At 38.7% G+C, this 26,093-nt stretch carries 24 protein-coding genes, 1 tRNA gene and 1 other RNA gene; 20 read left to right on the top strand and 6 right to left on the bottom strand.

Going from position 1 to position 26,093, the window contains the following annotated elements; all coding sequences use genetic code 11:
• Nucleotides 1-3 precede the first annotated feature (3 nt).
• Entirely contained in the window at nucleotides 4-708 is a 705-nt protein-coding gene (locus tag HMPREF9073_RS10760; RefSeq protein WP_009413783.1) for a LytTR family DNA-binding domain-containing protein, read from the top strand.
• A 130-nt stretch (nucleotides 709-838) separates the two neighbouring features.
• Here HMPREF9073_RS10760 and HMPREF9073_RS10755 read toward each other — a convergent pair whose 3' ends face one another.
• From HMPREF9073_RS10755 to rimP, 5 genes are all read right to left on the bottom strand, one after another.
• Nucleotides 839-1,621: an Abi family protein gene (locus HMPREF9073_RS10755; RefSeq protein WP_083866089.1), complete on the bottom strand. Its 783-nt coding sequence runs from the start codon at nucleotides 1,619-1,621 to the stop codon at nucleotides 839-841.
• A gap of 12 nt (nucleotides 1,622-1,633) precedes the next feature.
• Nucleotides 1,634-1,768 carry a hypothetical protein gene (locus HMPREF9073_RS16535; RefSeq protein ID WP_009413781.1) on the bottom strand — a complete coding sequence of 45 codons (135 nt, stop codon included), beginning with the start codon at nucleotides 1,766-1,768 and terminating at the stop codon, nucleotides 1,634-1,636.
• Between the two features lie 91 nt (nucleotides 1,769-1,859).
• Nucleotides 1,860-4,721: a translation initiation factor IF-2 gene (infB, locus tag HMPREF9073_RS10750; RefSeq protein ID WP_009413780.1), complete on the bottom strand. Its 2,862-nt coding sequence runs from the start codon at nucleotides 4,719-4,721 to the stop codon at nucleotides 1,860-1,862.
• A gap of 90 nt (nucleotides 4,722-4,811) precedes the next feature.
• Nucleotides 4,812-6,044, bottom strand: coding sequence for a transcription termination factor NusA (gene nusA, locus HMPREF9073_RS10745; RefSeq protein ID WP_009413779.1), 1,233 nt, complete (start codon nucleotides 6,042-6,044; stop codon nucleotides 4,812-4,814).
• A 10-nt stretch (nucleotides 6,045-6,054) separates the two neighbouring features.
• Complete coding sequence (gene rimP / locus HMPREF9073_RS10740; protein WP_009413778.1) at nucleotides 6,055-6,522, bottom strand: ribosome assembly cofactor RimP; 468 nt, start codon at nucleotides 6,520-6,522, stop codon at nucleotides 6,055-6,057.
• A 267-nt stretch (nucleotides 6,523-6,789) separates the two neighbouring features.
• Here rimP and HMPREF9073_RS10735 point away from each other — a divergent pair, with 267 nt between their 5' ends.
• The 19 genes from HMPREF9073_RS10735 to HMPREF9073_RS10640 all read left to right on the top strand — a co-directional run bounded on the left by HMPREF9073_RS10735 (nucleotide 6,790) and on the right by HMPREF9073_RS10640 (nucleotide 25,193).
• Complete coding sequence (locus HMPREF9073_RS10735; protein WP_009413777.1) at nucleotides 6,790-7,029, top strand: hypothetical protein; 240 nt, start codon at nucleotides 6,790-6,792, stop codon at nucleotides 7,027-7,029.
• 679 nt (nucleotides 7,030-7,708) lie between these two features.
• Nucleotides 7,709-9,235 (top strand): WG repeat-containing protein, encoded by a 1,527-nt coding sequence (locus HMPREF9073_RS10720; protein ID WP_009413774.1) that lies wholly within the window; start codon nucleotides 7,709-7,711, stop codon nucleotides 9,233-9,235.
• 38 nt (nucleotides 9,236-9,273) lie between these two features.
• The gene (locus HMPREF9073_RS10715) at nucleotides 9,274-10,107 is read left to right on the top strand and encodes a universal stress protein (protein ID WP_009413773.1); all 834 of its coding nucleotides are present in this window, start codon (nucleotides 9,274-9,276) and stop codon (nucleotides 10,105-10,107) included.
• A 134-nt stretch (nucleotides 10,108-10,241) separates the two neighbouring features.
• Nucleotides 10,242-10,644, top strand: a transfer-messenger RNA (tmRNA) gene (ssrA, locus tag HMPREF9073_RS15535).
• Between the two features lie 110 nt (nucleotides 10,645-10,754).
• The gene (locus HMPREF9073_RS10710; protein ID WP_009413771.1) at nucleotides 10,755-11,996 is read left to right on the top strand and encodes an ABC transporter permease; all 1,242 of its coding nucleotides are present in this window, start codon (nucleotides 10,755-10,757) and stop codon (nucleotides 11,994-11,996) included.
• 16 nt (nucleotides 11,997-12,012) lie between these two features.
• Entirely contained in the window at nucleotides 12,013-12,939 is a 927-nt protein-coding gene (locus HMPREF9073_RS10705) for a 1-aminocyclopropane-1-carboxylate deaminase/D-cysteine desulfhydrase (protein ID WP_009413770.1), read from the top strand.
• Entirely contained in the window at nucleotides 12,923-14,026 is a 1,104-nt protein-coding gene (locus tag HMPREF9073_RS10700) for a glucosaminidase domain-containing protein (RefSeq protein ID WP_034555806.1), read from the top strand. The genes HMPREF9073_RS10705 and HMPREF9073_RS10700 overlap by 17 nt, the downstream gene beginning before the upstream one ends.
• Nucleotides 14,026-14,889 (top strand): peptide chain release factor N(5)-glutamine methyltransferase, encoded by an 864-nt coding sequence (gene prmC, locus HMPREF9073_RS10695; protein ID WP_009413768.1) that lies wholly within the window; start codon nucleotides 14,026-14,028, stop codon nucleotides 14,887-14,889. The genes HMPREF9073_RS10700 and prmC overlap by 1 nt, the downstream gene beginning before the upstream one ends.
• A gap of 258 nt (nucleotides 14,890-15,147) precedes the next feature.
• Nucleotides 15,148-15,219: transfer RNA gene (locus HMPREF9073_RS10690), tRNA-Arg, on the top strand.
• 22 nt (nucleotides 15,220-15,241) lie between these two features.
• On the top strand, nucleotides 15,242-16,546 hold the full coding sequence (locus HMPREF9073_RS10685; protein WP_009413767.1) for an SPOR domain-containing protein: 1,305 nt from the start codon (nucleotides 15,242-15,244) through the stop codon (nucleotides 16,544-16,546).
• 4 nt (nucleotides 16,547-16,550) lie between these two features.
• Nucleotides 16,551-17,078 (top strand): acyl-CoA thioesterase, encoded by a 528-nt coding sequence (locus tag HMPREF9073_RS10680; RefSeq protein ID WP_009413766.1) that lies wholly within the window; start codon nucleotides 16,551-16,553, stop codon nucleotides 17,076-17,078.
• A 59-nt stretch (nucleotides 17,079-17,137) separates the two neighbouring features.
• Nucleotides 17,138-17,803, top strand: a complete 666-nt coding sequence (locus tag HMPREF9073_RS10675) for a metal-dependent transcriptional regulator (RefSeq protein ID WP_009413765.1) — start codon at nucleotides 17,138-17,140, stop codon at nucleotides 17,801-17,803.
• On the top strand, nucleotides 17,800-18,579 hold the full coding sequence (locus tag HMPREF9073_RS10670) for a DUF3298 and DUF4163 domain-containing protein (RefSeq protein WP_009413764.1): 780 nt from the start codon (nucleotides 17,800-17,802) through the stop codon (nucleotides 18,577-18,579). Before HMPREF9073_RS10675 ends, HMPREF9073_RS10670 begins: the two co-directional genes overlap by 4 nt.
• 1 nt (nucleotide 18,580) lies before the next feature.
• Complete coding sequence (locus HMPREF9073_RS10665; RefSeq protein ID WP_034555817.1) at nucleotides 18,581-19,285, top strand: phosphoadenylyl-sulfate reductase; 705 nt, start codon at nucleotides 18,581-18,583, stop codon at nucleotides 19,283-19,285.
• 25 nt (nucleotides 19,286-19,310) lie between these two features.
• The gene (sppA, locus tag HMPREF9073_RS10660) at nucleotides 19,311-21,083 is read left to right on the top strand and encodes a signal peptide peptidase SppA (protein WP_009413762.1); all 1,773 of its coding nucleotides are present in this window, start codon (nucleotides 19,311-19,313) and stop codon (nucleotides 21,081-21,083) included.
• Between the two features lie 94 nt (nucleotides 21,084-21,177).
• Nucleotides 21,178-21,375: a hypothetical protein gene (locus tag HMPREF9073_RS10655; protein ID WP_009413761.1), complete on the top strand. Its 198-nt coding sequence runs from the start codon at nucleotides 21,178-21,180 to the stop codon at nucleotides 21,373-21,375.
• Between the two features lie 59 nt (nucleotides 21,376-21,434).
• A complete protein-coding gene (locus HMPREF9073_RS10650) occupies nucleotides 21,435-22,244 on the top strand; it encodes an RNA methyltransferase (protein ID WP_009413760.1) in 810 nt (269 codons plus the stop codon).
• Between the two features lie 12 nt (nucleotides 22,245-22,256).
• Nucleotides 22,257-23,840: a hypothetical protein gene (locus HMPREF9073_RS10645; RefSeq protein ID WP_009413759.1), complete on the top strand. Its 1,584-nt coding sequence runs from the start codon at nucleotides 22,257-22,259 to the stop codon at nucleotides 23,838-23,840.
• 12 nt (nucleotides 23,841-23,852) lie between these two features.
• Entirely contained in the window at nucleotides 23,853-25,193 is a 1,341-nt protein-coding gene (locus HMPREF9073_RS10640) for a hypothetical protein (protein WP_051046598.1), read from the top strand.
• A gap of 73 nt (nucleotides 25,194-25,266) precedes the next feature.
• Here the strand turns inward: HMPREF9073_RS10640 and HMPREF9073_RS10635 are convergent, their stop codons facing one another.
• The gene (locus HMPREF9073_RS10635; protein ID WP_009413757.1) at nucleotides 25,267-26,082 is read right to left on the bottom strand and encodes a 2,3,4,5-tetrahydropyridine-2,6-dicarboxylate N-succinyltransferase; all 816 of its coding nucleotides are present in this window, start codon (nucleotides 26,080-26,082) and stop codon (nucleotides 25,267-25,269) included.
• Between the last annotated feature and the right edge of the window lie 11 nt (nucleotides 26,083-26,093).

Below are 26,093 nucleotides of genomic sequence, written 5' to 3'. Positions count from 1 at the left end.
AATATGCAACCGCTTACGTGTATTATAGTAGACGATGAGCCTATGGCGCTCTGCCTCCTTGAGAGTTATGTAAAGAAAACTCCTTCCTTGCAACTTGTAGGGAAGTTTAGCAATGCCATAGAAGTATTGCAATTTCTGCACAACCACCCAGCTCCCGAACTTATCTATATGGATATACAGATGCCAGAACTCAATGGTTTGCAACTCTCTAAAAAGCTCCCCACGGCTTCTAAAATCGTTTTTACTACAACCTTTGATCAGTATGCCTTAGAAGGGTATAAAGTAAATGCGATAGGCTATTTGCTGAAACCTTTTGATTATTCCGAGTTTTTGGAAACGGTAGAAAAAGCCTTGCTTCTCACCGAAACTACTACCCCTCAACTCACCGAAGTACCTGATTATATGTTCGTAAAAACCGATTACAAACAAGTGAAGGTGCTCTACAGTGATATTCTTTATATAGAGAGTCTAAAAGACTATGTGAGAATATACCTCATTGGTGATCCCCCCCCTATTACCACCCTGATGAGTTTAAAGAAATTAGAAGAAGAGTTACCTCCTGAACAATTTATGCGCGTACATCGCTCGTTTATTGTAGCCTTAGATAAAGTGGAAGTGGTAGAGCGCAACCAAATAGTATTTGGCAAACAGCGCATCACTATTGCTGAACACTGCAAAGAGGCATTTTTTGAGAAGATTAAGTTATAAAAAAGTAAATGCTCAGGGATAACCTGAGCATTATTAATATTATTTTTGAGTGCAGGGCACTGTGCTATGACAGGCGGGGCACTATGTTTTTCAGTGCAAAATTATAATTTTTTTTATTCTTACCAAAAAATTAAATGAATATTTTCATTTTATTTTGTATAACATTATTAATAACTTGGTTTTCCTTATATTTGTAAAGAGTATCTTCTATAGCTTTAATCATATCGTTTTTTCTATTATCAGAAATTTGCTCTAACATATATGAAATGACTTTTATACAAGAAGCTAATGAATGTCTATCTCTATTTTCAAAAGTGATAGCTGGTATAGCAGCTATACCCTTAGGAGTTTTGAAGTCAAATAGGACTCCCGAATGAGCACAAGTATTTCTAATTAAAACGATAGTCTCCATAAAGTTAATGAATTTATTAATGTCATTAACATTGTAAAGTTTAGAAATTCTTTCTCGTATATCATTATCTATTAAGTTCTTGTATATTTTTAAGATAGTGCCAAAAGAAAAGAATTCTAAGGTTTTCCAAGCAGGAGCGTATTTGCCTTCTTCATATTTATTACAAAAACAATTTTCAAACAATTCTTCTTTGTTTTTAGTGTTAATCTTGTAATATTTTTCATGATGTGCTTTTATAGGTTTATTTCTGTCAATAAAATCACAATTATAATATTTGTCTAACTCCTGAATAAAGATACTACTAACCACATTGCTATCGGCAAACCAAAAAGGAGAGGTTTTGTATTTATTGGAAACATAATAGATAAGTTTAGTTCTGAAATTTATTTCAATTCGGCTAATATACCTCATTAAAATATTTCGCAAATCTACATCCAAATAATAAAGGGCTACTACATCAGAAAATTTTGTGTCAGGAACTAAATTATGTTCTTTATTAATAGAAAAAGGATGTCAATAAAATCCTAATCTATAATATCCTATATCTAAGAGTACATCTTTTACTTTCTTCTCATCCCAATCAAAGCACATACCTCTTTCTTGTAGTCTCTGTATTTGCTCCTTATAATTAGTAGCTATACTTCCCATAAATTTTAAAGTTTAATTATATCGTGGCTTAATAAAAATGAATAACAGAACAAAAAAATATTTTTTTGTTCTGTTACTTAATTATTTAAAATTATTTAAGAGTCTTTTTAACGGCAACCTCTTGGAAGGCTTCTATAACATCGCCTTCGTGGATATCGTTGTAGTTCTTGATTTGCAAACCACAATCGTAACCTTTGCTCACTTCTTTTACGTCGTCTTTGAAACGCTTGAGTGAAGAAAGTTCGCCGGTATAAATCACCACATTCTCGCGCAATAGGCGTATCTTAGAGTTGCGGTAGATTTTACCATCGGTTACCATACAGCCCGCAATGGTTCCTACTTTAGAAATCTTGAAGAGTTCGCGTATCTCTACTGTACCGGTAACCTCTTCTTTGAACACTGGTGAAAGCATACCTTCCATCGCGTCTTTCAAATCGTTGATAGCGTCGTAGATGATAGAGTAGGTACGGATATCGATAGATTCTTTTTCTGCCAAAGCACGTGCATTGGTCATTGGGCGAACGTTGAAACCGATGATAATCGCATCAGAGGCTGAAGCCAACAATACATCCGATTCGGTGATAGCACCCACACCTTTGTGAATGATAGATACTTGAATCTCTTCGGTAGAGAGTTTTTGGAATGAATCGGTGAGTGCTTCTACCGAGCCGTCTACGTCTCCTTTGAGGATAATGTTCAACTGTTTGAAATCGCCGAGGGCAATGCGTCGTCCAATCTCGTCGAGGGTGATGTGACGCTGTGTACGCACCGATTGTTCGCGTTGTAATTGAGCGCGTTTAGCTACTATTTGTTTAGCTTCTTTCTCATCTTCAAATACGTAGAACTTATCACCAGCTTGAGGAGCGCCATCGAGACCTAAGATAGTAATAGGAGTTGAAGGACCTGCTTCTTTCACCTTTCTACCACGCTCATCCTGCATAGCGCGTATTTTACCTGAGTTAGTACCTGCAAGCACATAATCACCTACGCGCAAAGTTCCTGATTCTACGAGTACAGTAGATACATAACCACGACCTTTGTCGAGAGCAGCTTCTACTACAGTACCTACAGCAGGCTTGTTAGGGTTTGCTTTTAGTTCGAGAATTTCGGCTTCTAAGAGTACTTTTTCCAATAGTTCAGGAACGCCAATACCTTTTTTGGCTGAGATGTCCTGTGATTGTATTTTACCACCCCATTCTTCCACAAGTAGGTTCATACCTGCCAAGCGTTCTTTAATTTTATCGGGGTTCGCATTAGGTTTATCAATCTTGTTAATAGCAAAGATGATAGGCACTCCTGCCGCTTGAGCGTGGCTAATAGCCTCTTTGGTTTGTGGCATCACATCGTCGTCGGCAGCTACTACAATAATAGCGATGTCGGTTACTTTGGTACCACGAGCACGCATAGCGGTAAAGGCTTCGTGACCAGGGGTATCGAGGAAAGTGATGCGCTCACCGCTTTCGAGTTTCACTCCATAAGCCCCTATGTGCTGAGTAATACCACCACTTTCACCTGCAATTACATTTTCTTTACGAATGTAGTCGAGGAGAGACGTTTTACCGTGATCTACGTGCCCCATTACGGTTACGATAGGCGCACGAGGTACTAAATCTTCAGGTTTATCTTCCTCGGTGTGGATAGCCTCTTCGATGTTAGCGGTTGCGAACTCTACTTCATAACCAAATTCATCGGCTACGATAGAAAGTGTTTCAGCATCAAGGCGCTGGTTCATTGTAACCATAATGCCAAGTGACATACAAGCGCCAATCACTTTATTGATAGGCACATCCATCATTGTTGCCAATTCGTTTACGGTAACGAACTCGGTTACTTTGAGTACTTTTTCTTGTTGTTCTTGTTCTGCGAGTTCTTGTTCTGCTTTTTGGCGGTGAGTTTCGCGTTTTTCTTTTCGGTATTTAGCTCCTTTGGATTTGGCACCTTTTCCTTGCAAGCGTTCGAGGGTTTCGCGTACTTGTTTTTGTACCTCTTCTTCAGTAGGTTCTATTTTAGCAATAATCTTGTTTTTCTTTTCTTTTTTAGGAGTGTCGCCGCCTTTAGCCACATTCACTTCATCTTTGCGGATGCGTTTGCGTTTGCGTTTTTCGTTATCGTTAATAGCGCCAGTAGCACCAATAGCGGTTGTTTGTGCCTCTTTATCTTTGTCCTTGTCCTTATGGCGATTGCGTTTGCGTTTTTTCTTCTTTTTCTCAAACTGACTGAGGTCAATTTTTTCACCTACCACTTTAGGGCCTGTAAGTTTTTGGTATTGAGTTTCAATTACGCCAATAGGAGTCTCAGGGGTAGCTTCTTCTTTGTGTTTGGCGTGTTGTTCCTTTTTCTTAGGCGGGGTAAGGGCTTGCGTCAAAGGGTTTTGATAAACAGATTTATTTTTTTGAGCGTCGGGTTTTGGGGATTCTTTCTTTTTGATATCTTTCTGGTCTTTGTGGTTATGATCTTTATTTTCGTTGTTTTTAGCAGGCTCAGCAGGAGGGGTTACAGCTGCTTTGGATGCTACTATGGGCTCCACAGGAGTAGGAGGGGTGTTCACTACTTCGGTTTTAGGAGTTTCGGCAGGAAGAGTTTTTTCCTCTTTTTTACCCCCGTCGAGGTCAATTTTGCCCACAGGTTTGAGTCCTGCCAATTGAGCTTTGGCACGAATCACTTCCTGTTCTTGTTGCTTGCGTTTTTCTTTATTTTCCTTCTCTTGTTCCATACGGATGGCTTCACGCTCTTTGCGCTTATCTTCTACAATTTCTTTAGAAACCGCACGCTTGTTTTTGTCGGCTTTAAATTTGTTAGAAAGAAACTGAAAATCTTCCTCAGTGATTTTAGTGTTCAAACTCGCTTCAATTTCAACATTTTTATGTTTTTTGAGTTCGTCCACGGCTGTCGCCAAAGAGATGTTCAAATCCTTTAAAACTTTGTTAATTCTTATTGTTTTTCCCTCGCTCATATATATGTTTTTAATTATCAATTAGCAATTGGCAATTCACAATTGTCAATTCCCTTTTTTTGTTACCTCTTTTCACTTACTTTTTACCTGCTACTCAAATTCAGCAGCAAGTACTTGTAGCACCTCTTTTACGGTTTCTTCCTCAAGGTCGGTGCGTTGCATTAGCTCTTCAGCTGAAAGTTCAAGTACGCTTTTAGCGGTGTCAAGTCCTGCTTTTTGGAGCTCTTCAATTACCCATTGTTCAATTTCATCGTTGAACTCGGTAAGTTCAATATCTTCTTCGGTTACTCCTTCGCGATATACATCAATTTCATAACCTGAAAGCTGACTTGCTAAGCGGATGTTGTAACCTGATTTTCCAATAGCTTTAGATACTTCTTCGTTAGCTAAATACACATCGGCGCGCTTTTCTTCTTCGTTGATAATCACTGATGATACACGTGCAGGTGCTAAGGCGCGAGTGATGAGCAATTGTGGATTGGTGGTGAAAGGCAATACATCGATGTTTTCGTTGCCTAACTCGCGCACAATACCGTGAATACGAGCGCCACGTACGCCTACACAGGCTCCTACTGCATCAATGCGCTCATCAAATGAATCTACAGCTACTTTGGCTTTTTCACCAGGGATACGCACTACTTTGCTAATGGTGATAAGTCCATCGGCAATCTCTGGAATTTCTTGCTCAAACAAGCGTTCTAAGAATACTGGAGAGGTACGCGACATAATAATGGTAGGTTTAGTGCTTTTAAGCTCTACCGATTCTATAATTCCGCGCACGTGTTCCCCTTTTTTGAAGAAGTCGGACGGGATTTGTTTTTCTTTAGGGAGAATGATTTCGTTGCCTTCGTCGTCAAGCAGGATAATAGCTTTGTGACGAATGTGGTGGATTTCGGCAACGTATAGCTGACCTATCAAGTCTTTGAAACGCTGATAGATAGTCATACTATCGTATTCGTGGATTTTGGAGATAAGATTTTGGCGTAATGCTAAAATAGCACGACGACCTAAGTCATTAATTTTAATTTCTTCAGAAACGTCTTCCCCTACTTCAAAGTCGGGTTCGATTTTGCGAGCTGCCGAAAGGGCGATTTGCTGGTTGTCGTTAGTAACCGCATCGTCTTCCACTACCACGCGGTTGCGGAAGATTTGTAGGTCGCCTTTATCGGGGTTGATGATGATATCGAAATTATCGTCAGAGCCGTATTTCTTTTTAAGGGTGTTACGGAAAACCTCTTCCAAAATAGCCATCAAGGTTTCGCGGTTGATGAGTTTATCATCTTTAAACTCTGAAAACGATTCGATTAATTCAAGACTATTCATATACGTTTAATTAAAATTTAATGATTACTTTAGTTTCTTTTATGTCGGTGAGCGCAAAAAATTGCTCTTTTTTTACAGTGATTTTTCCTTTGCCTACGGGTTTAGGTTCGCGAGTTTCGGTTTCAAGAACGGCTTTACCTTCTTGCAATCCTTTGAGTACCCCTTCGTGAGTTTTACCGTCAAGGGTTGTGATTTGTACGGTTCTTCCAGCGTTTTTGGTGTATTGGCGCTCCATTACAAAGGGTTCGGTAGCACCAAAAGAGGTTACTTCTAAAGCGAAATCTACAGTTTCGCGGTCTAAAGCGCCTTCTACAGCACGACTGAGTTCAATGCAATCGTCTATACAAACGCCTTTATCGCCGTCGATAGTGATGCGGATGGTATTGTCAGCGCCCACGGTTAAATCAGTGAGGAAGAGTTCAGGATGATTGCTTAAAGCCTTATCTACTAACTCTTTAACTTGGTCTTTAAAATTCATTTGTTATAAAAAGAGGGGACTAAAATGTCCCCTCTGATGTTGTTTTTCGGGGCAAAGATACAACGTTTTTTTGAAATAACAAGAAAAAAAGTAAAAAAGTTTTGGAAATTAGATAAATAGGTGGTAGTTTTGGGGCTCTATAAAGCAATATAAATAATGAAGAAACTTCTAATTTCTAAAAAGTTTGAACACGATAGTATCCTTTCATAGAGAATTTATGTAGGGGCTAATGGCAATTAGCCCTCATAAAAAATAATTGAAAAAATAATGAAAACATTTCTATTAACAATATTGTGCTGTGTGAGTACTCTCACTTGGGCGCAAGAAAATAGCTTTTATCAGCAAGATTCTATTATGTTGCTCAGTCAGCTTAAAGATAAAAGTTTTAAGATAGATAAAAAAGTAACAATTGATTACATTCCTTCCATAGATATGCACCACTCTACTATCTATAGCAGGGCAAAAGTAAAGAAGGCGTTTAACACTATTTTTGATGAGTTTTTCTAACAAAAACTCAAAGAAAAAGATTTTAAGTTGTTCTATTATCCAGCTATAGATTATAATACTACACCAGAAACAGAGCATAAACTTTATGGTCTTGTTTTAAAAGAATATGATGGTAAGGTTGATGACCTTTTTATGATTTATTGGTTTGAAAAAAAGGATAATAACTTTTATTTTATATGGATAGAATGTGCTATTAAAAATGAATAATAGAAATGAGAAAAGTGACTTTATTGTTGGGTATTTGGTGTTTGATTTGTGTGATAATCAACCCTTTTGTATTTTGGGAAATGTTGTTTAATAATCTTTTGTATACGAGTGATGATTTTAGGTATAATAATGCGGTTGAAATAATAGGAGGGACTATATTTTTTACTGCTTTTATAGTGTCGTCTATATTTCTCATATATCAAACGGTGTTGAGATTAATGCAAAAGTCTCATTATAAAGTTTTTAAAGTTGTAAAGATTATTTATTTCTTTTTGTTGTTGAATATAGTGTTTTATAGCTTTATATATTATATTTTGAGTAACGCAACAAAATAAAGTTTAGGAAATTAACATAATAAAAGGCTGATATCACAATGATTTATTACTAAAATGAAAAGAAAAGAAACTTTTTTCTTGCAAATAAAAAATAAAAGTCGTACATTTGCCTCATCAAACAAATAAAGCGCATAAAAATGAAATACTTTCTCAGTCTCCTATTAACATTCTTGCTTTGCCCTCTACACGCCCAAAAGGAAGCGTGGCGTGAGGAATATAGACAAGTGATGGATTTTTATGAAGGCTTAGCTGCCGTATGGCATAACAACGGAAAATGGGGCTTTGTAAACGAAAAAGGAAAGATCGTAATCCCTATTGAGTTTGATGGGGTAGATTCTTTTGATGACGGAGTATGTCGGGTAGTGAATAATAACTTATATGGACTTATTGATAAAAAAGGAAAGTTTATTGTGCCCTGCAAATACAAGCTTATAGGTTTTTGTTTAGAAGGATGCTTAAGCGTACGCGATGCCACAACAGGCAAAGAAGGCTTTATCGACAAAACAGGCAAAATAGTAGTGCCTATCAAGTATGACGCAGTAGATAGGTTTTTCGACGGCTTAGCTTGGGTTTATAAAAAGAATATAGGTTGTGGCTATGTAAACGCCACAGGCAAAGAAGTCATTCCATTACAGTACGACTATGGTTGGGCATTTGAACGAGGAGTAACCTCAGTAAAAAAGAATAATAAATGGGCATTTATCAATAAAAAAAATGAACCTCTTACCCCATTTAAATACGATAATGCAGGTCCTTTTGTTAATGGCATCTCAATCGTCACCCAAAAAGATCATTATGGCTTTGTAAATACTCAAGGCAAAGAAATAATCCCCTTAATATATGAAAATGCCAAAGATTTTAGCGAAGGATTAGCCGCCGTCAAAAAAGATGGTAAATGGGGATATATAGATACTACCGGCAAGGTGGTGATTCCTTTTACCTACTCATCTGTCGATCCTTTTGATGATGAAGGAACTGCCGTGGTCTCACGCTATGATGCGATATTTGTGATTGATAAAACAGGAAAATGTGTCCAATATTGCGAGGAATTAGAAAGAATCTCCGCTCAAAAACCTAAAAAAGGATGGCAAACTCAATATGAATTTGTAGGCGAACCCAAAAATGGAGTTATAGTAGTAGGCAATAATGCCCAACAAGGGCTCGTAAACAAACAAGGAAAAGTGCTCATCCCTATCCAATACAGCAGAGTAACACTCGTAAACAAAATAGCTCTTGTAAGAAAAGATCAAAAAGAAGGTGCTTTCAGCCTAAAAGGAGAGCCTCTCGTTCCTCCCATTTACGATATGCTCACAATAGAGCATTTTGATAAAGATGATGAAAATAGCGATTTCGTATTTTTCACTCGTCGCGAAATATACTTTGGAGTGCTCAGCAAAAAAGGAAAAGTTATTGTCCCCGAAGAGTTTTATAATAATGTAGATACCAAATATTTGAAAAGAGGCACTATACGCGTCTTTCGCAACGACAAAGTAGGACTCTATAACCTCGAAGGAAAACAACTCCTTCCTATGATATTCGATAGTATAGAGCCTTTTGTATACGAGAATGATAATGAAACTGAAGTTGTATTTGAAGGCAAAAGCTTTCATATAGATAAAACTGGCAAATGTGTAAGAGATTGCCAAAACGCCCCAAAATACTAACTCCTAAACGAATAAAATAACTAAAAAAATAGAGTCTTATGAAAAACATCTTAGTAACCACCGATTTCTCTGAGAAGTCTATCGCTTCTCTCCACGTAGCAATAGAATTGGCTAAAAAACACAAAGCTAAAATCTATTTGCTTCACGCTATAGAATTGCCACTGCGCTTAATGACCGAGAGTCAAGTATCTGTGCCCGAGGCTATGTACTTTCTCAACCTCACCAAGCAACGTTTCACCGATCTCCGCCAAACTCTCAATACCGATGTAGAAATCCTTGATTTGGTAGAAACATCTCCTCTGCCCGATGCCGTAGAAGATGTCGTGAAAAAACACCATATCGACCTCGTGTTAATGGGTTCTAACGGTGCTTCAGGAGCTAAAGAACTCTTTATAGGTTCCAATGCCGAGAAAGTAATTCGCTCTGCTTCTGTACCCGTGTTGGTAATTAAAAACCCACACGAAAAACTCAAAATTAAACACATTATGTTCGGTTGCGACTTCTCTAAACGATTTTTAAAACCTTTTGAAAAAGCGTTGAAATTAGCAAAACTCTTTGGTGCTAAAGTAGATTTAGTGTATGTGAATACCCCTTATCAATTCCTTACCACTCACGAAATTAACCACCGTATGCAAGAATTTCTCAAAGAAGCTGAACACGTACGTCAGCATTACGAAACTCACGTATACAACGATATTCGTGTAGAAACAGGTATTCTCAACTACGTGAAGGATAATAAAATAGACCTTATTTGTATGTTCCCTAACGGACGCAAAGGTATCGCTCATTTCTTCAACGGCAGTATTAGTAGCGACCTTGTAAACCACTCTAATACTCCAGTGCTTACCATTAAGTTAGAAAAAGAAAAATAGTCGCTTTTGTGTTGCAAACTTTGCCAAAGCTTCCTGCCCGTGCGGCTCGCATCTTTGGCAAAGTTTGTTATAACAAATTTGCTAATTTGCAAATTATTCGTATCTTTGCACCCAAATTACATAAATGAACACTTGGGGTCGACCGGTTTTGACAGTAAGTGGCATTGAACAGTAAGCATACCGAGCTGTGAAATGAATGCTCGTTAATCTCTATTTCAAAATTTTAAATGGCGAGAATAACTACGCTCTTGCTGCCTAATCTGAAGTTTAGTAAGATTTCTGGCTAAGTCCCTACAAGGTAGGGAAGCGAGATGTCTCTGAAAAGCCCTTGTTGACGGCGTTTCGTATAGAGGCACCATAAAAGTCAACATCGAACCTGCAGTAAGCTTCTGCTAATGGTTCTTAATTTTAGGAAGCTAAGCGTAAAATGGGCGGTGCTCGGTCAGTTTTACGACGAAAATCAAACGAGTACTAAGTATGTAGAAAGCTCTTTGATGACTTATTTGGACGAGAGTTCGATTCTCTCCGACTCCACTAAATAGGCAATAGGTAACACGTAACAATTAGAAGTTGATAGGTTATTGGTTGCCTTTTTCTATTTTTAACCATTTACTAATTTGCTAATTCCCTAATTTGCTAATTATACCGTGTGGATCGTAATTCGTGAAAATATCAAAATAGCACTCGATAGCATCCGTGGGCAACTCTTGCGCACCATCCTTACCGTGCTCATTATTGCCATCGGTATTACTGCATTGGTGGGTATACTCAGTGTGATTACCGCTTTGCGCAATACCCTCGAAGGTAATTTCTCTTCTATGGGAGCAAACACGTTTTCTATAACTCGCTATCAGTATAGTCAGCGTGCTGAAGGCAGCGGAACTACCCAAAAACCTCATCCTTATATCACTTATCAAGAAGCAACTACTTTCAAAGAACAGTTCAATAATCCGTTTGCCAAAACAAGCATTTCTATAAATGTTGCCTCAGCAGCCGAAGTGAAGTACGAAAACAAAAAAACTGACCCGCTCGCAGTAGTGGTAGGAGTTGATGAGTACTATATCGGCAATTCAGGTTTAGAAGTAGACGAAGGACGCAATTTTAGTGATTTTGAGATCCAAAACAATAGCAAAGTATGTGTTATAGGTTCCGATTTTAAGAAAACCCTCCTCAAAGATGTAAATCCTATCGGAAAAACTATTTCTATACGAGGTTATAAATTCAAAATAATAGGGGTACTCAAAGAACAGAGTTCTTCTTTTGGCAACTACGAAAATTTTCAAGTGTTCATCCCCTTAAATATTGCACGTGCCGCTTTTCCTGTAGATAATCCTAATTTCCAATTAAAAATAAGCGCCCAAAGTAAAGATCAGCTTGACGGATTGGTAGACGATGCTACCATCGTGATGCGCAATCTTCGTCAGTTAGCACCTTTGCAAGAGAATAATTTTGGTATAGAGCGCAGTGACGACCTTTTGCAGCGCATAGGCAATATCACAGGTACACTCACCATTGCAGGTTTTGTAATTGGGCTTATCACTATCTTGGGTTCTTCCATAGCCTTGCTGAATATTATGCTCGTTTCAGTAACCGAACGCACTAAGGAAATAGGCATTCGCAAAGCTTTAGGAGCAAAACGCAAATCAATAACTTTACAATTTTTTACTGAAACACTACTTATCGCACAAATGGGAGCAGTAACAGGCATCGTTTTGGGTATTAGTTTAGGATTTGTGATAGCCAAAGCCATAAAATTCGACTTTACTATTCCGTGGGGTGTGATAGCAATAGCTATCGTCATTGCAATAGTAGTATCTGTAATTTCAGGCTTGTACCCCGCGATGAAAGCTTCAAAATTAAACCCTGTCGAAGCATTGAGATATGAATAACTAACCCCTTACACCTATGTTTAACAACCTCCATATAGAAAATGAACCCGTAAATATCCCGTTGCCCTACGGCATTACCCTCACTATCAAGCGTGAGGATAAGAACCACCCTTTTGTGTCGGGTAACAAGCTCCGCAAACTCAAGTATAACATTGCTAAAGCTCAAGAGGAAGACAAAGATACCATCCTCACCTTTGGAGGGGCTTATTCTAATCATATCGCTGCTACAGCTGCTGCGGGGCAAATTGTAGGTTTGAAAACTATAGGTGTGATTCGTGGTGATGAATTAGCTTCTAAAATAGATGTTAACCCAACGTTAAAGTTTGCTAAATCTTGCGGAATGGATTTTTGCTTTGTTAGCCGTGAGAATTATCGCCAAAAGCATACGCCCGAATTCTTACAAAATCTCCAAAAACGCTATGGTAACAATATTTATATAGCCCCCGAAGGGGGTACTAATACGCTGGCTGTGAGGGGTTGTGAAGAAATTCTTACCCCCGAAGATAGTGCTTTTGATGTGATATGTAGCGCTGTGGGTACTGGTGGTACGATTTCTGGGCTTATCAATGCAAGCGCTAATCATCAGAAAGTCATAGGATTTCCTGCTCTCAAAGGTAAATTTCTTAGTGAGGTAATCAAGCAATATACTACCAAAACAAATTGGGAGTTGATACACGATTATCACTTCGGTGGGTATGCCAAAGTGAACGACGAATTGGTAGATTTTTTAAATGATTTTAACAGTCAAACAAAAATTTTATTGGACCCTATATATGTAGGTAAAATGATTTTTGCTATCTTTGCCCTCTCAAAGCAAGGGTATTTCCCGCCCAATACCCGCATATTAGCCATCCACACAGGTGGTTTACAAGGAATTAAGGGCTTTAACAACGAACGAATTAAAAAACATAAAAGTATATTGAATTATGATGAAAAGATTTAGTTTACTATTACTATTTCTCTTTATAATATCATCTTGCTCTGAACAGCATTATAGGAATGGGAAAAATTCTCACTCCGTGATCTATCGTGGGCAACGACCTACACCACGTATGGAGGTCAAAAAACCTACCCATTCAGAGCTCGCTCAAAGGAATAAAGCCTTGATGGATTCAAAACTCAATCGCAAGGATTTTATGGAAGACGATTTCCACGAAGTACCTCCTGCTCTCCAAGTGACAGAAGCAGTAACTCAAAAGTATATTGGAGATTACAAAGATATTGCTATGGTCGAAATGCAGCGCTATAACATTCCTGCAAGTATCACATTGGCACAAGGTATCTTAGAAAGTGGCTCTGGGCAAGGTCGCTTGGCACGCTATGGCAATAACCATTTCGGTATCAAATGCCACGCTACTTGGAACGGCAAAACAATTACTCACGACGACGATGAGAAAAGTGAGTGCTTCCGCCGTTATAAATATGCTTACGAATCTTTTGAAGACCACTCTCAATTCTTAGTAAAACGCGGTAGATATAGCTCCTTGTTCGAGTTAGACCCTACCGATTACGAATCGTGGGCGCACGGACTCAAAAAAGCAGGCTACGCTACCGATCCTGCCTATGCTAAAAAACTGATTGCCCTTATCAAGAAATTTAACCTGCATCTGTACGACAATCAAGTGATTGCAATGAAAGGAACAGAACTCAAAATGCCTAATACCGATGTCATTGCAACACCTACACCTAAAATTGCAGCAAAAGAAACCACTCAACCAGCTGTTAAAGAAATAGCTAAACCAACAGTCAAAGAAACACCTAAGCCGGTAGTTAAAGAAACGCCTAAAGTCATAGCTAAAGCTGAAACAACTAAAGTGCCTGCTGCTAAATCTGCTTCAGCAACAGCTAAAGAAAGTCCTATCAAAAAAGATGCAATTGCACAAGTGTTTTATCAAGTGCAAACAGGCGATACTTTATATAAAATAGCACGCGAACAACAAGTGCCAGTACAACAACTGATGAAACTCAACAATTTTGATGATGTAGCTAGTAGCAATCTGAAAGTAGGACAACAAATCCGTGTAAACTAATGACTTTTGCCGAATTCAAAGCGCATATTCACAATAGTTTACAATCTTTGTATCCTAAGAGTGAAATCAATTCTTTTTATTTTATCTTGTTAGAACATTATGGTAATTATACTACAGCCGAGGTATTAGCCAATGTTAGTACTCAGCTCACTGATAATATAACAAAAGCGATACAACAAGCGATTACAGAATTACAAACAGCTAAACCCATACAATACATTTTGGGCGAAACTGAGTTCTTCTCTAATCGTTTTTTTGTAGATGAGAATGTCCTCATACCCCGACCAGAAACCGAAGAATTAGTGGATTGGGTATTGCAAACCTATCCTGATAAAACCTATCCATTACATATTTTAGATGTAGGTACGGGCAGTGGTTGTATTGCTATTTCATTGGCAAAAGCCTTGCCTGAGGCACAGGTAACTGCTATAGATGTTTCGCCTAAAGCCATAGCAGTGGCACAGCGCAATGCCGAGCGCAACGGAATAAAAGTTCAGTTTTTACAACGAGATATTTTGCAAACCGAAACCTTGCCCGAGAAGTACGATATAATCATTTCTAACCCCCCCTATGTGCGTGAGTTAGAAAAAAATGAAATGCATAGCAATGTGCTCAACTATGAACCTCATTTAGCTCTTTTTGTCCCCAATGATCGTCCACTGTTGTTCTATGAGCAAATAGCTACTCTCGCTCAGCAATATCTGAAGCCTAAAGGCAGACTGTTTTTTGAGATTAATCAGTATTTAGCAGCCGAAATGCAAGTGATGTTAGCACAGAAAAACTTTACTGAAATTACCCTTCGTCAAGACCTTTCTGGTAATGATCGTATGCTTTGCGCTCGCATCTTTACCAAAGTTAAATAATATCAGTTCAATATAACAGAAAATTGATTTACAGCAATATAACACAATATATTCACAAAAAAATCACCGTCAGGTGAAAATTCGTGAAATTACTTACCTCGAACTCACGTTAAATAAACTCCGATAACTCTGAGAATACTGAGACCTCCAAGATCTCTGATACTCAGAGAACTCCCATCCCATAGAACTCAATACCCTTACTGTTTAAAATTTGGTATTTCAAAAAAAAGTATTACCTTTGCCGAAAATTACTAAGTGGGTCTTGTAGTTCAACGGATAGAATAGAAGTTTCCTAAACTTTTGATCCAAGTTCGATTCTTGGCAGGACCACTTGTTTTAATCAGTAAAGATTATGAAAGATTTAAACGTATACATCGAAGAGTTGCTCTACAAACACCAATGTGTGATTATCCCTAAGTTTGGAGCATTCATCTCTAATAGAAAATCAGCCAAAATGGCTGATGATAAGACTTTTGACCCCCCTAAACGCGAGCTGAGTTTCAATGCAAGCCTCAATTCTAACGACGGATTGCTAATGAAATATGTCTCTGAACAATCAGGTATCGACTATAAACTCGTTGAAGACTATGTAAATCTCGCTGTTGAAGGTTGGAAACGCATCTTACAGCAAGAACAACCTTTGGTGTTAGACAGAATCGGTACTTTGCGCCAAACTCGTGAAGGCCGTGTGTCTTTTGAACCAGCTAACGAAGTAAACTACCTTACCGATTCTTTCGGTATGGGACCTTTTGTGCCTCACGAAGTCCCTACTGCCGACCTCCAAATTGCTGAAAATCAAATTAAACCTACAATCGATCCCGAGTCAATTCTCCCTCCTGAAGAGAAATCTCTCGCCGCTATTGAAAGCCCTATTTCACAACCAGCACCTCCTGTAGAGCCTATTTCTCAACCCGAAGTAGAAAATATAGTCCCTCCTAAGCCCACTGTAAATAAAAAGAAATTCAAACTGCGCCCTTATATCAAATATACAGCAGTAGCAATGTTAGGATTGGCAATATTGGCCTATGGTGCCTATGCTTTGTTTAGTGAAAAACTCGCTAATGGTAGCTCCGATGAACAACAATATGTGGTAACCGATAGTTTGGTGCAAGAACGTTTAAACCAGCAACTTAGTGAAGCAGCGGTATTTACTCCACCTATCACTATGCCCGTAATCAACCTTACCCCAGAAAAAGGTAAGGCAAAACCTGAATCTAAACCTAAAACGGTTACTGAATCACCTAAACCTACAAGAACAGAACCTACACCAACCTCAAAACCTACACAAACTACAGCAGGTACTAAACCTACACAAACCACCACAGGTACTAAACCTACGCAAACTACAGCAGGTACCAAACCTGCTAACACGAACACACCAAGTGCACCTAACCGACCTTCACCTTTGGCTAACAAAAAATACCAAGTGATTGCAGGAGCTTTTAGTTCCGAGAAAAACGCTCAGGCTCGTGTACAGCAACTTAGAAAAATAGGTTACCCTAATGCTTTCGTCTTAGGTGTAAACGCCAAAGGTCTATACCAAGTGAGCTATGGTGGTTTCGACTCTGTCGATGAAGCAAGACTACAACAACGCGAAGTACAAGCTTCTAAACAAGAGAAAAAACTCGACGGCGGATGGATACTCACTCAACCCTAAAAAAATGATACCATATAAGAAAACCCCTTCTGATTCACGTACTATACTCACCGACCTCGTACTACCTGGCGAAACCAATCACCTGAACGCTATGTTCGGGGGCGAGCTCCTCGCTCGTATGGATAGAGCCGCAAGTATAGCCTCTCAGCGCCACTCAGGTCGTGCTACGGTTACCGTATCAGTAAACCACGTCGCTTTCACCCATAGCATACGCGTCGGGAGTATTGTAACTGTTGAAGCGGCTATCTCACGCGCATTCTCCTCTTCTATGGAAGTGTATATAGATGTGTGGATGGAAAATACCTATGGCGAACGCACTAAAGCTACTGAGGCGATCTACTCGTTTGTCGCGGTCGACGAAAATGGTCGCCCCGTAAAAGTACCCGAATTAGAACCCGAAACCGAGCTTGAAAAAGAACGTTTCAAAGGCGCTTTGCAACGTCGCCAACTCAGCCTCGTAATCGCTGGCAAATTGAGCCCTCACGATGCTACCGAGCTCAAAGCCCTATTCACCGAGTTAGAAAATAGTTGATGTAATAGCAAGAACCGCCACTGTAAAAAGGCGGTTTTTTCTCTTAAAAACAAATAAAAATGACCTTATCAGAAGAAAACCACTTGAAAGCTATCTTTCACCTCTATGCCGAAACTAAACAGGCTGTGAGTACCAATGCTATTGCCGAAGTGATGAACACCAAAGCTTCATCAGTAACTGATATGCTCAAAAAATTAGCCGAAAAACAACTTATCAACTATGTCAAATATCAAGGTGTTACACTCTCCAAAAAAGGCTATCAAAGAGCTGTTAGCATCATTCGCAAACACCGCTTGTGGGAAGTGTTTTTAGTAGAAAAACTTAATTTCTCGTGGGACGAAGTACACGAAATAGCCGAAGAACTCGAACATATACAATCCGATAAACTCATCGAACGCCTCGACGCTTTCTTAGGATTCCCTAAAAAAGACCCTCACGGCGACCCTATCCCTAATAAAGAAGGTGTCTTCTCTACCACCGTCCAAACCCTTCTCAGCGAACTCAAACAAGGTGACAAGGGGGTCTGTGCCGCCGTAAAAAATACCTCTAGAGAGTTTTTGGTGTATCTAAACAAAATGAACATCGCTTTGGGTGATGAAATAGAAGTACTCAGCAAAGAACCTTTTGACGACTCTATGTTCCTGCTGGTAAATGATAAACATATCAACCTCTCTGCAATGGTTTGCAGAAATATATATGTCAATGGAAATACTAAAGAAAAATGAATAAGAAAAAACTAACCCTCATTATAGCCCTTATTGCTGTAATAATAGCTGGTGCTTACTGCACCTATAATTATTTTAGCAAACTCCGCTTTGAAGAAATAACCATAGAACGTAGCGAAGAAAATTGCGACGACGATTGCTTCTCTGTGAGCTTAAATTATTTGCATTGTAAAGGCAATAGCGAGTTCGCCCAAAATTTCAATAAAGAAATTGAAATGCAAATCTCTAATTTCCTTCTTTCCAACGAAGATACGCTCCAAGTAGAAGGCATCAGTGTCGAAAAAGCCTTGGATAGTTTGAGCAACGATTACTACAAACTCCACGGCCATTTTCCCGAGCTCCCAGCTTTCGAGTTCATCGTTACCGATAGTATTATGTGGAAAAATACCAAAATGCTCTCTTTGGTATCTAATCGCTATGCCTCTACAGGTGAAGCTCAACCTACACAAACAAAAGTATTTACTAACTTTACCCTCGATGATGGCGAGGTAATTACAAACGAAAATCTCTTTACCGATGAACAGAAAGTAACTCAAATTGCCGAACGTTACTTCAAAAAAGCAAAAGAAACTGCTACAATTACTCCTTTAAACGATAAAAAATTCGATTTTGAAGATGGAGTATTTTCTCTCCCTAACAAAATGGGAATCGCTACCGATGCCCTCATTTTGTACTACGACCCTTTTGAAATCGCTCCTTATGTAGATGTGCCTTTTGAAGTAAAAGTACCCATCAAAGAGATTATGCCTTATCTTACTTTTGCCGATGATAAATAATATGAAAGAACAATTAACAACACTCCATAATGCTCTCCTCCAAAAAAATGAAGTAGAAGGTCTCGCTTTCTTAGCTCAACAATTCCCCAATAAAATTGTCTTTTCTACCAGTTTTGGATTAGAAGATCAAGCAGTTAGTCACCTTATTTTGGCAAACCAAATCCCTATCAGTATCTTTACTTTGGATACAGGGCGCTTGTTCAACGAAACTTACTCCGTTTGGGAAAGTACCAATGAACGTTATCACACTTACATTCAACCTTATTACCCTAAAGCAAACGATATAGAAGAATACGTACATAAAAACGGACCGCTCTCTTTCTACCGCTCTGTTGAACTCCGCAAAGAGTGCTGCCATATCCGTAAGGTAGAACCTCTCAGTCGCGCGCTCAAAGGTAAAAAAGTGTGGGTTACAGGCTTGCGTGCCGACCAAAGTACAGCCCGCAAAGACCTCCCAATACTTGAGTGGGACGATACCTATCACCTATTTAAGTATAATCCTATTCTCCATTGGACTTTTGAGGATACAAAAGCTTTCATCAAAGCGCATAATATCCCCTACAACGTGTTGCACGACAAAGGTTTTGTGAGTATCGGATGTGCCCCTTGTACCCGCGCTATCAAAGAAGGTGAAGATTTCCGCGCTGGCCGCTGGTGGTGGGAAAGTAACAGCAAAAAAGAATGCGGACTCCACGAACACAAATAAATCAACAAATAGGCAAATTGATAATATGACTTTTTTCAAAACCCTCTTAGCTACAATCCTCGGATTCTTTATCTCTATGGGAATATGCCTCCTCCTATTCCTCATCTTCATCTCTATGATGATAGGTTCAGTAGTAGGAAGTTCCTCTGGCGATGAAATAACCGTAAAGGATAATTCAGTATTGGAACTTGCTTTCAACGAGCCACTTACCGACTATAGTGAGCGCATTAGCTTCAAAGATTTTGATTATACCTCTCAGTCTTACAACGGATTGAACACTACTCTAAAAGCTATTCAAAAAGCCAAAAACGATAAACGTATCAAAGGTATTTACCTCAAAAGTACGGGCAACATCGGGGGGTTAGCGTTCGCTCAAGAACTCCGTAAAGCCTTAATCGATTTCAAATCTTCTGGTAAATTCGTCTTAGCCTATAACGACGAAGTTTCTCAACTTGATTACTACCTTCAAAGTGTCGCCGATAAAATTTATATAAGTCAGCTCGGAAGCGTTGCTCTCCGCGGTCTCTCTTCCGAAGTGCTCTTCTTCAAAGGTTTGCAAGAGAAAACAGGAGTACAAATGGAAGTAATTCGCCACGGTAAATACAAAAGCGCTGTCGAACCTTTCTTAGATAATAAAATGAGCGACAACAACCGCTTGCAAATCACACAACTGCTCAATGCAATGTGGAGTGTTATCGCTGCCGATATCGCCCAAAGCCGCAATATCTCTGTCGATAAACTCAACGAAATCGCTACAAATGTAGGCGGACGTACTGCCCAACTCGCTAAAAACAACGGACTCGTAGACGATATCCTCTTTCGAGATGAGTTCGAGAAAATTATATGCGATAAAACAGGTAGCAAAAGTATTGACAAAGTAGATTTTATCAATATAGAAGACTATGCCGAAGCTGTGATAGGTAAAACCTCAAGCCATAAAACTAAAGATAAAATCGCTGTGATTTACGCCGATGGTGAAATTATGCAAGGCGAGGGGCGTGCCGAAGTAGTGGGCAACGAAACCATTATCCGTGCTTTGCGCAAAGCCGCCGATAAAAAAGAAGTAAAAGCAATTGTTCTCCGTATCAATTCCCCCGGTGGTGATGCCTTAGCTTCAGAGCTGATGCATCGCGAAATAGAAATTACTAAAAAGAAGAAGAAGGTATATGTGTCTATGGGAAATTACGCCGCTTCAGGTGGATATTATATAGCTTGCAATGCCAATCGCATCTTTGCTGAAGCAGGTACCATTACAGGTTCTATCGGGGTATTTGGAGTGATTCCTAACGTAAATGCTTTAGTGACTAATTGGGGTATAACTGCCGAAACGGTGAGCACTCACCCTAATGCTCAATGGTATAGCCCTTATCAAAAGCCTACTGAACAATTCAGAAAAGAAATGACTGAATCTATCGAACAGGTATATACTGTATTTTTAGACCGTGTAGCCAAAGGACGTGGAAAAACAGTAGCTCAAATAGACTCTATCGCACAAGGCAGGGTGTGGAGCGGTAAAGAAGCTCTTGCCAATGGTTTGGTAGACGAACTCGGCTCTCTTAACGATGCCATCGCCTATGCCGCTAAAGATAACGGACTCAAAGAATATCGCACTGTTTCTTATCCTGTATTCGAGATGGATTTCAAAACAATGTTCCGTCGTTTTGGCGCTCAGTTGAGAGGCGAAAATTTGCGTAACGAAATGGGAGTAGAAGCTTATGAAGTATATCAACAAGTGAAACGTATCGCTCAACAACGCGGCATACAAGCCCGTTTAGAATACGATGTGAAACTGAAATAGTTACAAATTTTAACACAAAATTAACATTTTTAAACTTGCCTATCTCATTTTTATTACCTACATTTGTACAGAAAAACATTAAAACCTATCTATTATGAAACGTGCAATGTTTGAATACACAAAAATGATTTTATCAAAGGTAAGTTTTGATCCAAACTTATTCTACAAAGAACTTAACAAAGCAATAGATAGACTATTGCCCTACGAAGTAGAAGAACTAAAAGTTTGGCTTGATGCCTATACTAAAAATAAGCCCGAACTTTCACACTGCAAGGTGCTTATGGATAAATAATAATAAAGCTGCCTACGTAAGTAGGTAGCTTTTTCTTACTTCTTACCTCTTATCTAAAAATGAACATCACTAGTACTCAAAACCCCCTAATAAAAAAAATCGCTCTTTTGAGTGAAAAATCACGCGAACGCAAAAAACAAAGTTTATGTGTAGTAGAAGGCGCGCGCGAAATACGTTTGGCTTTACAAGGTAACTATACCCTTGAAACGCTCTTGTATCAACCTAATATCTTCAGTGAAAGGCAACTCACCGAATTGCTCGGTTATACTACCCAAAAACTCACGCCTATTGCTATTAGCAAAGAAGTGTATGAGAAAATTAGCTATCGCAGTTCTACTGAGGGGGTGATAGCTTTGGTAGAAGTAAAAAAACACGGTTTAGACACTTTGGCATTCAGCACTAAAAAACCTTTGCTATTAGTAGCCGAAGCTCCCGAAAAACCGGGGAATATAGGGGCACTCCTCCGTACTGCCGATGCTGCCCATATAGATGCTGTGATTATCGCCAACCCTAAAACCGACCTCTACAACCCCAATATCATCCGCTCGAGTGTGGGCTGTGTGTTTACGGTGCCTATCGCCACAGGTACTACTGCCGAGGTCATTGATTTTCTGAAAGCTAAAAACATCAGCAGTTATTGTGCGGCTCTCACGGCATCTAAGCCTTACTACGAAGTGTCGTTTAGCGAAGCCTCAGCTATAGTAGTGGGTACAGAAGACCAAGGACTCACCGGTGAATGGCTCAGGCATAGTACCCAGAATATCATCATCCCAATGGAAGGTGTAATCGATTCTATGAATGTATCGGTAGCTGCTGCTGTACTCATCTTTGAGGCAAAACGCCAAAGAGTAATGACAAGCTACGAATAACGAAGTACGAATATGAAACAGTTCACGTTTATATTGCTCCTATTGATTATTCAATGGGCAAACGCTCAAGAAGGTAAAGAAATAGCCCTTGAACAAATCAAGGCTATTACGTATGCTTCAAAATCATCTCCATCTTTCTATATACAAAAAGGTAAAAATAGCTTTTTGAGGGTAGAATTTGAATTGGAAGATAATGAAGAGGCATCGTGTGATGATTTTGATATATATACATCTAAATTCGTCTGTTACAGCGATGAAAAATCTCAGACACTAAGTGAAATATTAAAAGGAGAACAAGGAATTATTTATACTAAAGAGATACGTCGCACGCACCCCTCTGATTTTATAGGTAAATCATTTGCTCTCAAACAAGGTTTCTATGATGACAAGAGAGGTGCTTTGTTGAAAATCGTGAACCCTTTCTTAGCACTTACTTACGAAATCCTCTCTAAAAAAGACTTGATAGATGATTACCCAGAAAAAGATTACTATTCTTTCATTCCTCTCAACTTAGGAAGTGATAAATACATTTATATATTATTAGATGAAAATGATGACCAGATTATTATAGTTCCTCTAAAATATAAAACTGTATTACTCTGCGACACTCCTAAGGGCTATAGCAAACTTTCTTCTTTTTATAAAAAAGAACCTGATTACAACACACTTTTTGATGATTATACCCCCCAAAACTTTATGACTCTTCGGCATATAAAAGAAGGATATGAATTGGTAGATATTTTCAATAGGAAAATATTGCCTAGCATTTATGACTCTATTTATTACACAAGGACAATGCTCATTACCAAAAAAGGGGAGGAATACAGCTTATATCAATACAATTTACAACCTAAATTACTTAAAGATGTGAAAGTAATTCATCTGTTGTCTGATAGAGATAACGAGTTTGAGGTACTTACCGATAAAGGAGCTTATTATTATTCTAATGAAGGTCAGCCTTTAAGAAAACTCTCGTCATTCTATTATGGGTTATGTGGCACTATTAGCAGAAGTTATTACACTCTTAAAAAAGATAGCCTAAACACGGCACAACCTCATTATATGCTATATCAATTAAGAGGAGCAACACATTTCTATGCCGATAAACGCTTTTATCTAACCGATAGAAGCCCTGATGAAACTTTGACTTTTGTAGAGGGGAACATAGGTGTAGAATGGAATGTGAATAAAGATGTTGTAGGTCATACATATCCTCATCCTCAATTTGTAAGAGTACAACGTAATGGTAAATACGGCTTGTTCGAGTACAATTTTGAATTTGACTTTCAAAGTCCTTACCAAGAAGAAATCTCAGAAGATTCCGATAAATCGTTTCAACGAAAAAAACGCAATTATCCCGATAGTTTTGTCATAGGTAAAGAACTATTGCCTATTGTCTACGACCATATACAGCAACAAGGTAACGGACTTATCTATTTCTATCTAAATGGTAAAATAGGTATCTATCCTCAACAGAAAACAGCTACTTATAGTGCTATAGAACCCGCCGAAACTCATTCTTTCTACCGCATTACTAAAAACGGCAAAAAAGGCTATCTCGATATAAAGACCTTTCAAGAATACTTTTTTGAATGATAAGTTATAAATATGAAGCACCTCATAACAATCCTTTTTTTATTCTTTTGTAGTTTATCAGTGGAAGCGCAATATACGCTTTCCACTCCTAAAGAAATTGATGTTATAGCTGTTGATGAACGGGTAGGCTTTACTTTTTATCACATAAAAGAGAATGGTGATTATATTGCATATCAATTGGAATGCAAAGAGGAAAGAGATGTACAGAATAACAAAATGTACAATCTTTCTCTAAAAGAGGTAGCTACTATTAAAAAACGAAAAATTAAAAAGGAATTAGAGGAAAAGGGAGTTTTCTATACCAAAGACCTGCGTAGTACAACGTATGCTGATTTCAATAAGAAAAAATGGTCTTTAGGCGGAGGGGTAATCCTCAGTTTTGTCAATACATCGTATATAGTTGAACAGTACTTGGAAGCGTACAAATCTACTTCATTGTCGTTCATACCTATTGTAATCCAACTATCTAAGGATAAGTGTATTTATCTATTAGGGAAAGGGTATAGCTGGAATCGTATATACAACGCCTTGGTTCCTTTTAAAGATAGAGATGAGTTAGTGGGATATAACATCAGCGGGGAGTTGGAATCTATTCAGCTTGATAAAGGCTATATAGCTGATGCTATGGGACATAAAGACTTGTATTTCAAAAAGCCTAAAGCAGATAAATACGAGTTGGTAAACATATTGGGAGCTAAGGTATTACCTGATGAATATGACAATATTTACTATTCTAAAAGTATATTTGTTACAGAAAATAATGGGAAGATAGAAGTTTATAATCTGTATCAGGATAAGATGGATATAGGTGATATAAAAGGGTTTTATCTCTATGATATGGGGATAGAGGTACTCAAGGAAAGTGGAGCCGCTTACTACGATGCTTATGGCAAAAAAGTAACAGAGCTTCCTAATCTTAATAAGGGAGATGACTGTTATGTTATCAGTAACATGCAATTGCACATAGGAGAGCTATGGGGTGAGTATCTCAGTAAAAAACGTTCTGCTGTAAAAGAAATAGGTGAAACAATAACCGAGATACATCGCGATAAAAACTTGTATTATTTAAGAGTTGAAAAGAATGGTTATAAGGGATTGCTTCTTTGCAAACTCACTCCAGAAGAAAAAATTACAGAAGAAGAACTGCTACCAATAGTATATGATAAATTGTATTATGAAAGCAATAATCAGTTCTTTTTTGAAAAAGGTAGCAAAAAAGGCTTTTTCCCTCAGCAAAAAGAACCTTCTTACAATGAGGTTAAAAAATGTACTTTTCATTTCTATGAAATAGAAAAAAACGGCAAAAAAGGCTATCTCGATATAAATACCTTTAAAGAATACTTTTTTAATTGACTAAAGTGAAATACAAAAAGCTGTCTAACAAAAGTAAAATGTTAGACAGCTTTTTTGTTCTGTTACTTGTTACTTAAACAGAAACTCCATATTCTCTTAGAGCATCGTTTAGTGAAGTTTTCTTATCGGTTGAGGCTTTGCGCTGCCCGATGATAAGGGCACAAGGCACTTGATAATCGCCAGCAGGAAAGTGTTTGGTATAACTACCAGGGATTACTACTGAGCGTTCGGGTACATAGCCTTTCAGTTCTTTAGGTTCACTGCCCGTTACATCAATGATTTTAGTAGAGGCTGTAAGCACTACATTAGCACCAAGTACGGCTTCTTTGCCTACACGCACTCCTTCTACCAAGATACAACGCGACCCGATGAAAGCCCCATCTTCTACTATCACAGGGGCTGCTTGCAAGGGTTCTAATACCCCCCCTACACCTACGCCACCACTCAGGTGCACGTGTTTGCCTATTTGGGCACAACTACCCACAGTAGCCCACGTATCTACCATTGTACCTTCGTCTACATACGCCCCTATATTCACATAGCAGGGCATTAGTATAGCGCCTTTGGCGATAAAAGCGCCTCTACGAGCAACTGCTGGTGGTACTACGCGCACTCCTTTTTCGTCGTAATTGTGTTTGAGCGGTATCTTATCGTGGAACTCAAAGATACCCACCTCTACGGGTTTCATATTTTGGATAGGGAAGTAAAGCACTACAGCTTTTTTCACCCATTCGTTTACTTTCCAGCCATCGGCAGTAGGCTCTGCCACTCGCAACTGACCTAAATCTAAGAGGTGAATCACCTCACGGATAGTCTGTTGTACAATTTCCTCACGAAGCAGAGAGCGATTCTCCCATGCCTCATCTATCATTTGTTTTAAGTGTTCCATTTATCTAATTA

Origin of the sequence: Capnocytophaga sp. oral taxon 326 str. F0382 (assembly GCF_000318295.1) — a bacterium.
Lineage (GTDB): Bacteria > Bacteroidota > Bacteroidia > Flavobacteriales > Flavobacteriaceae > Capnocytophaga > Capnocytophaga periodontitidis.
Note: the sequence above shows the minus strand (reverse complement) of the source record. Positions and strands in the feature narration are given on the sequence as shown.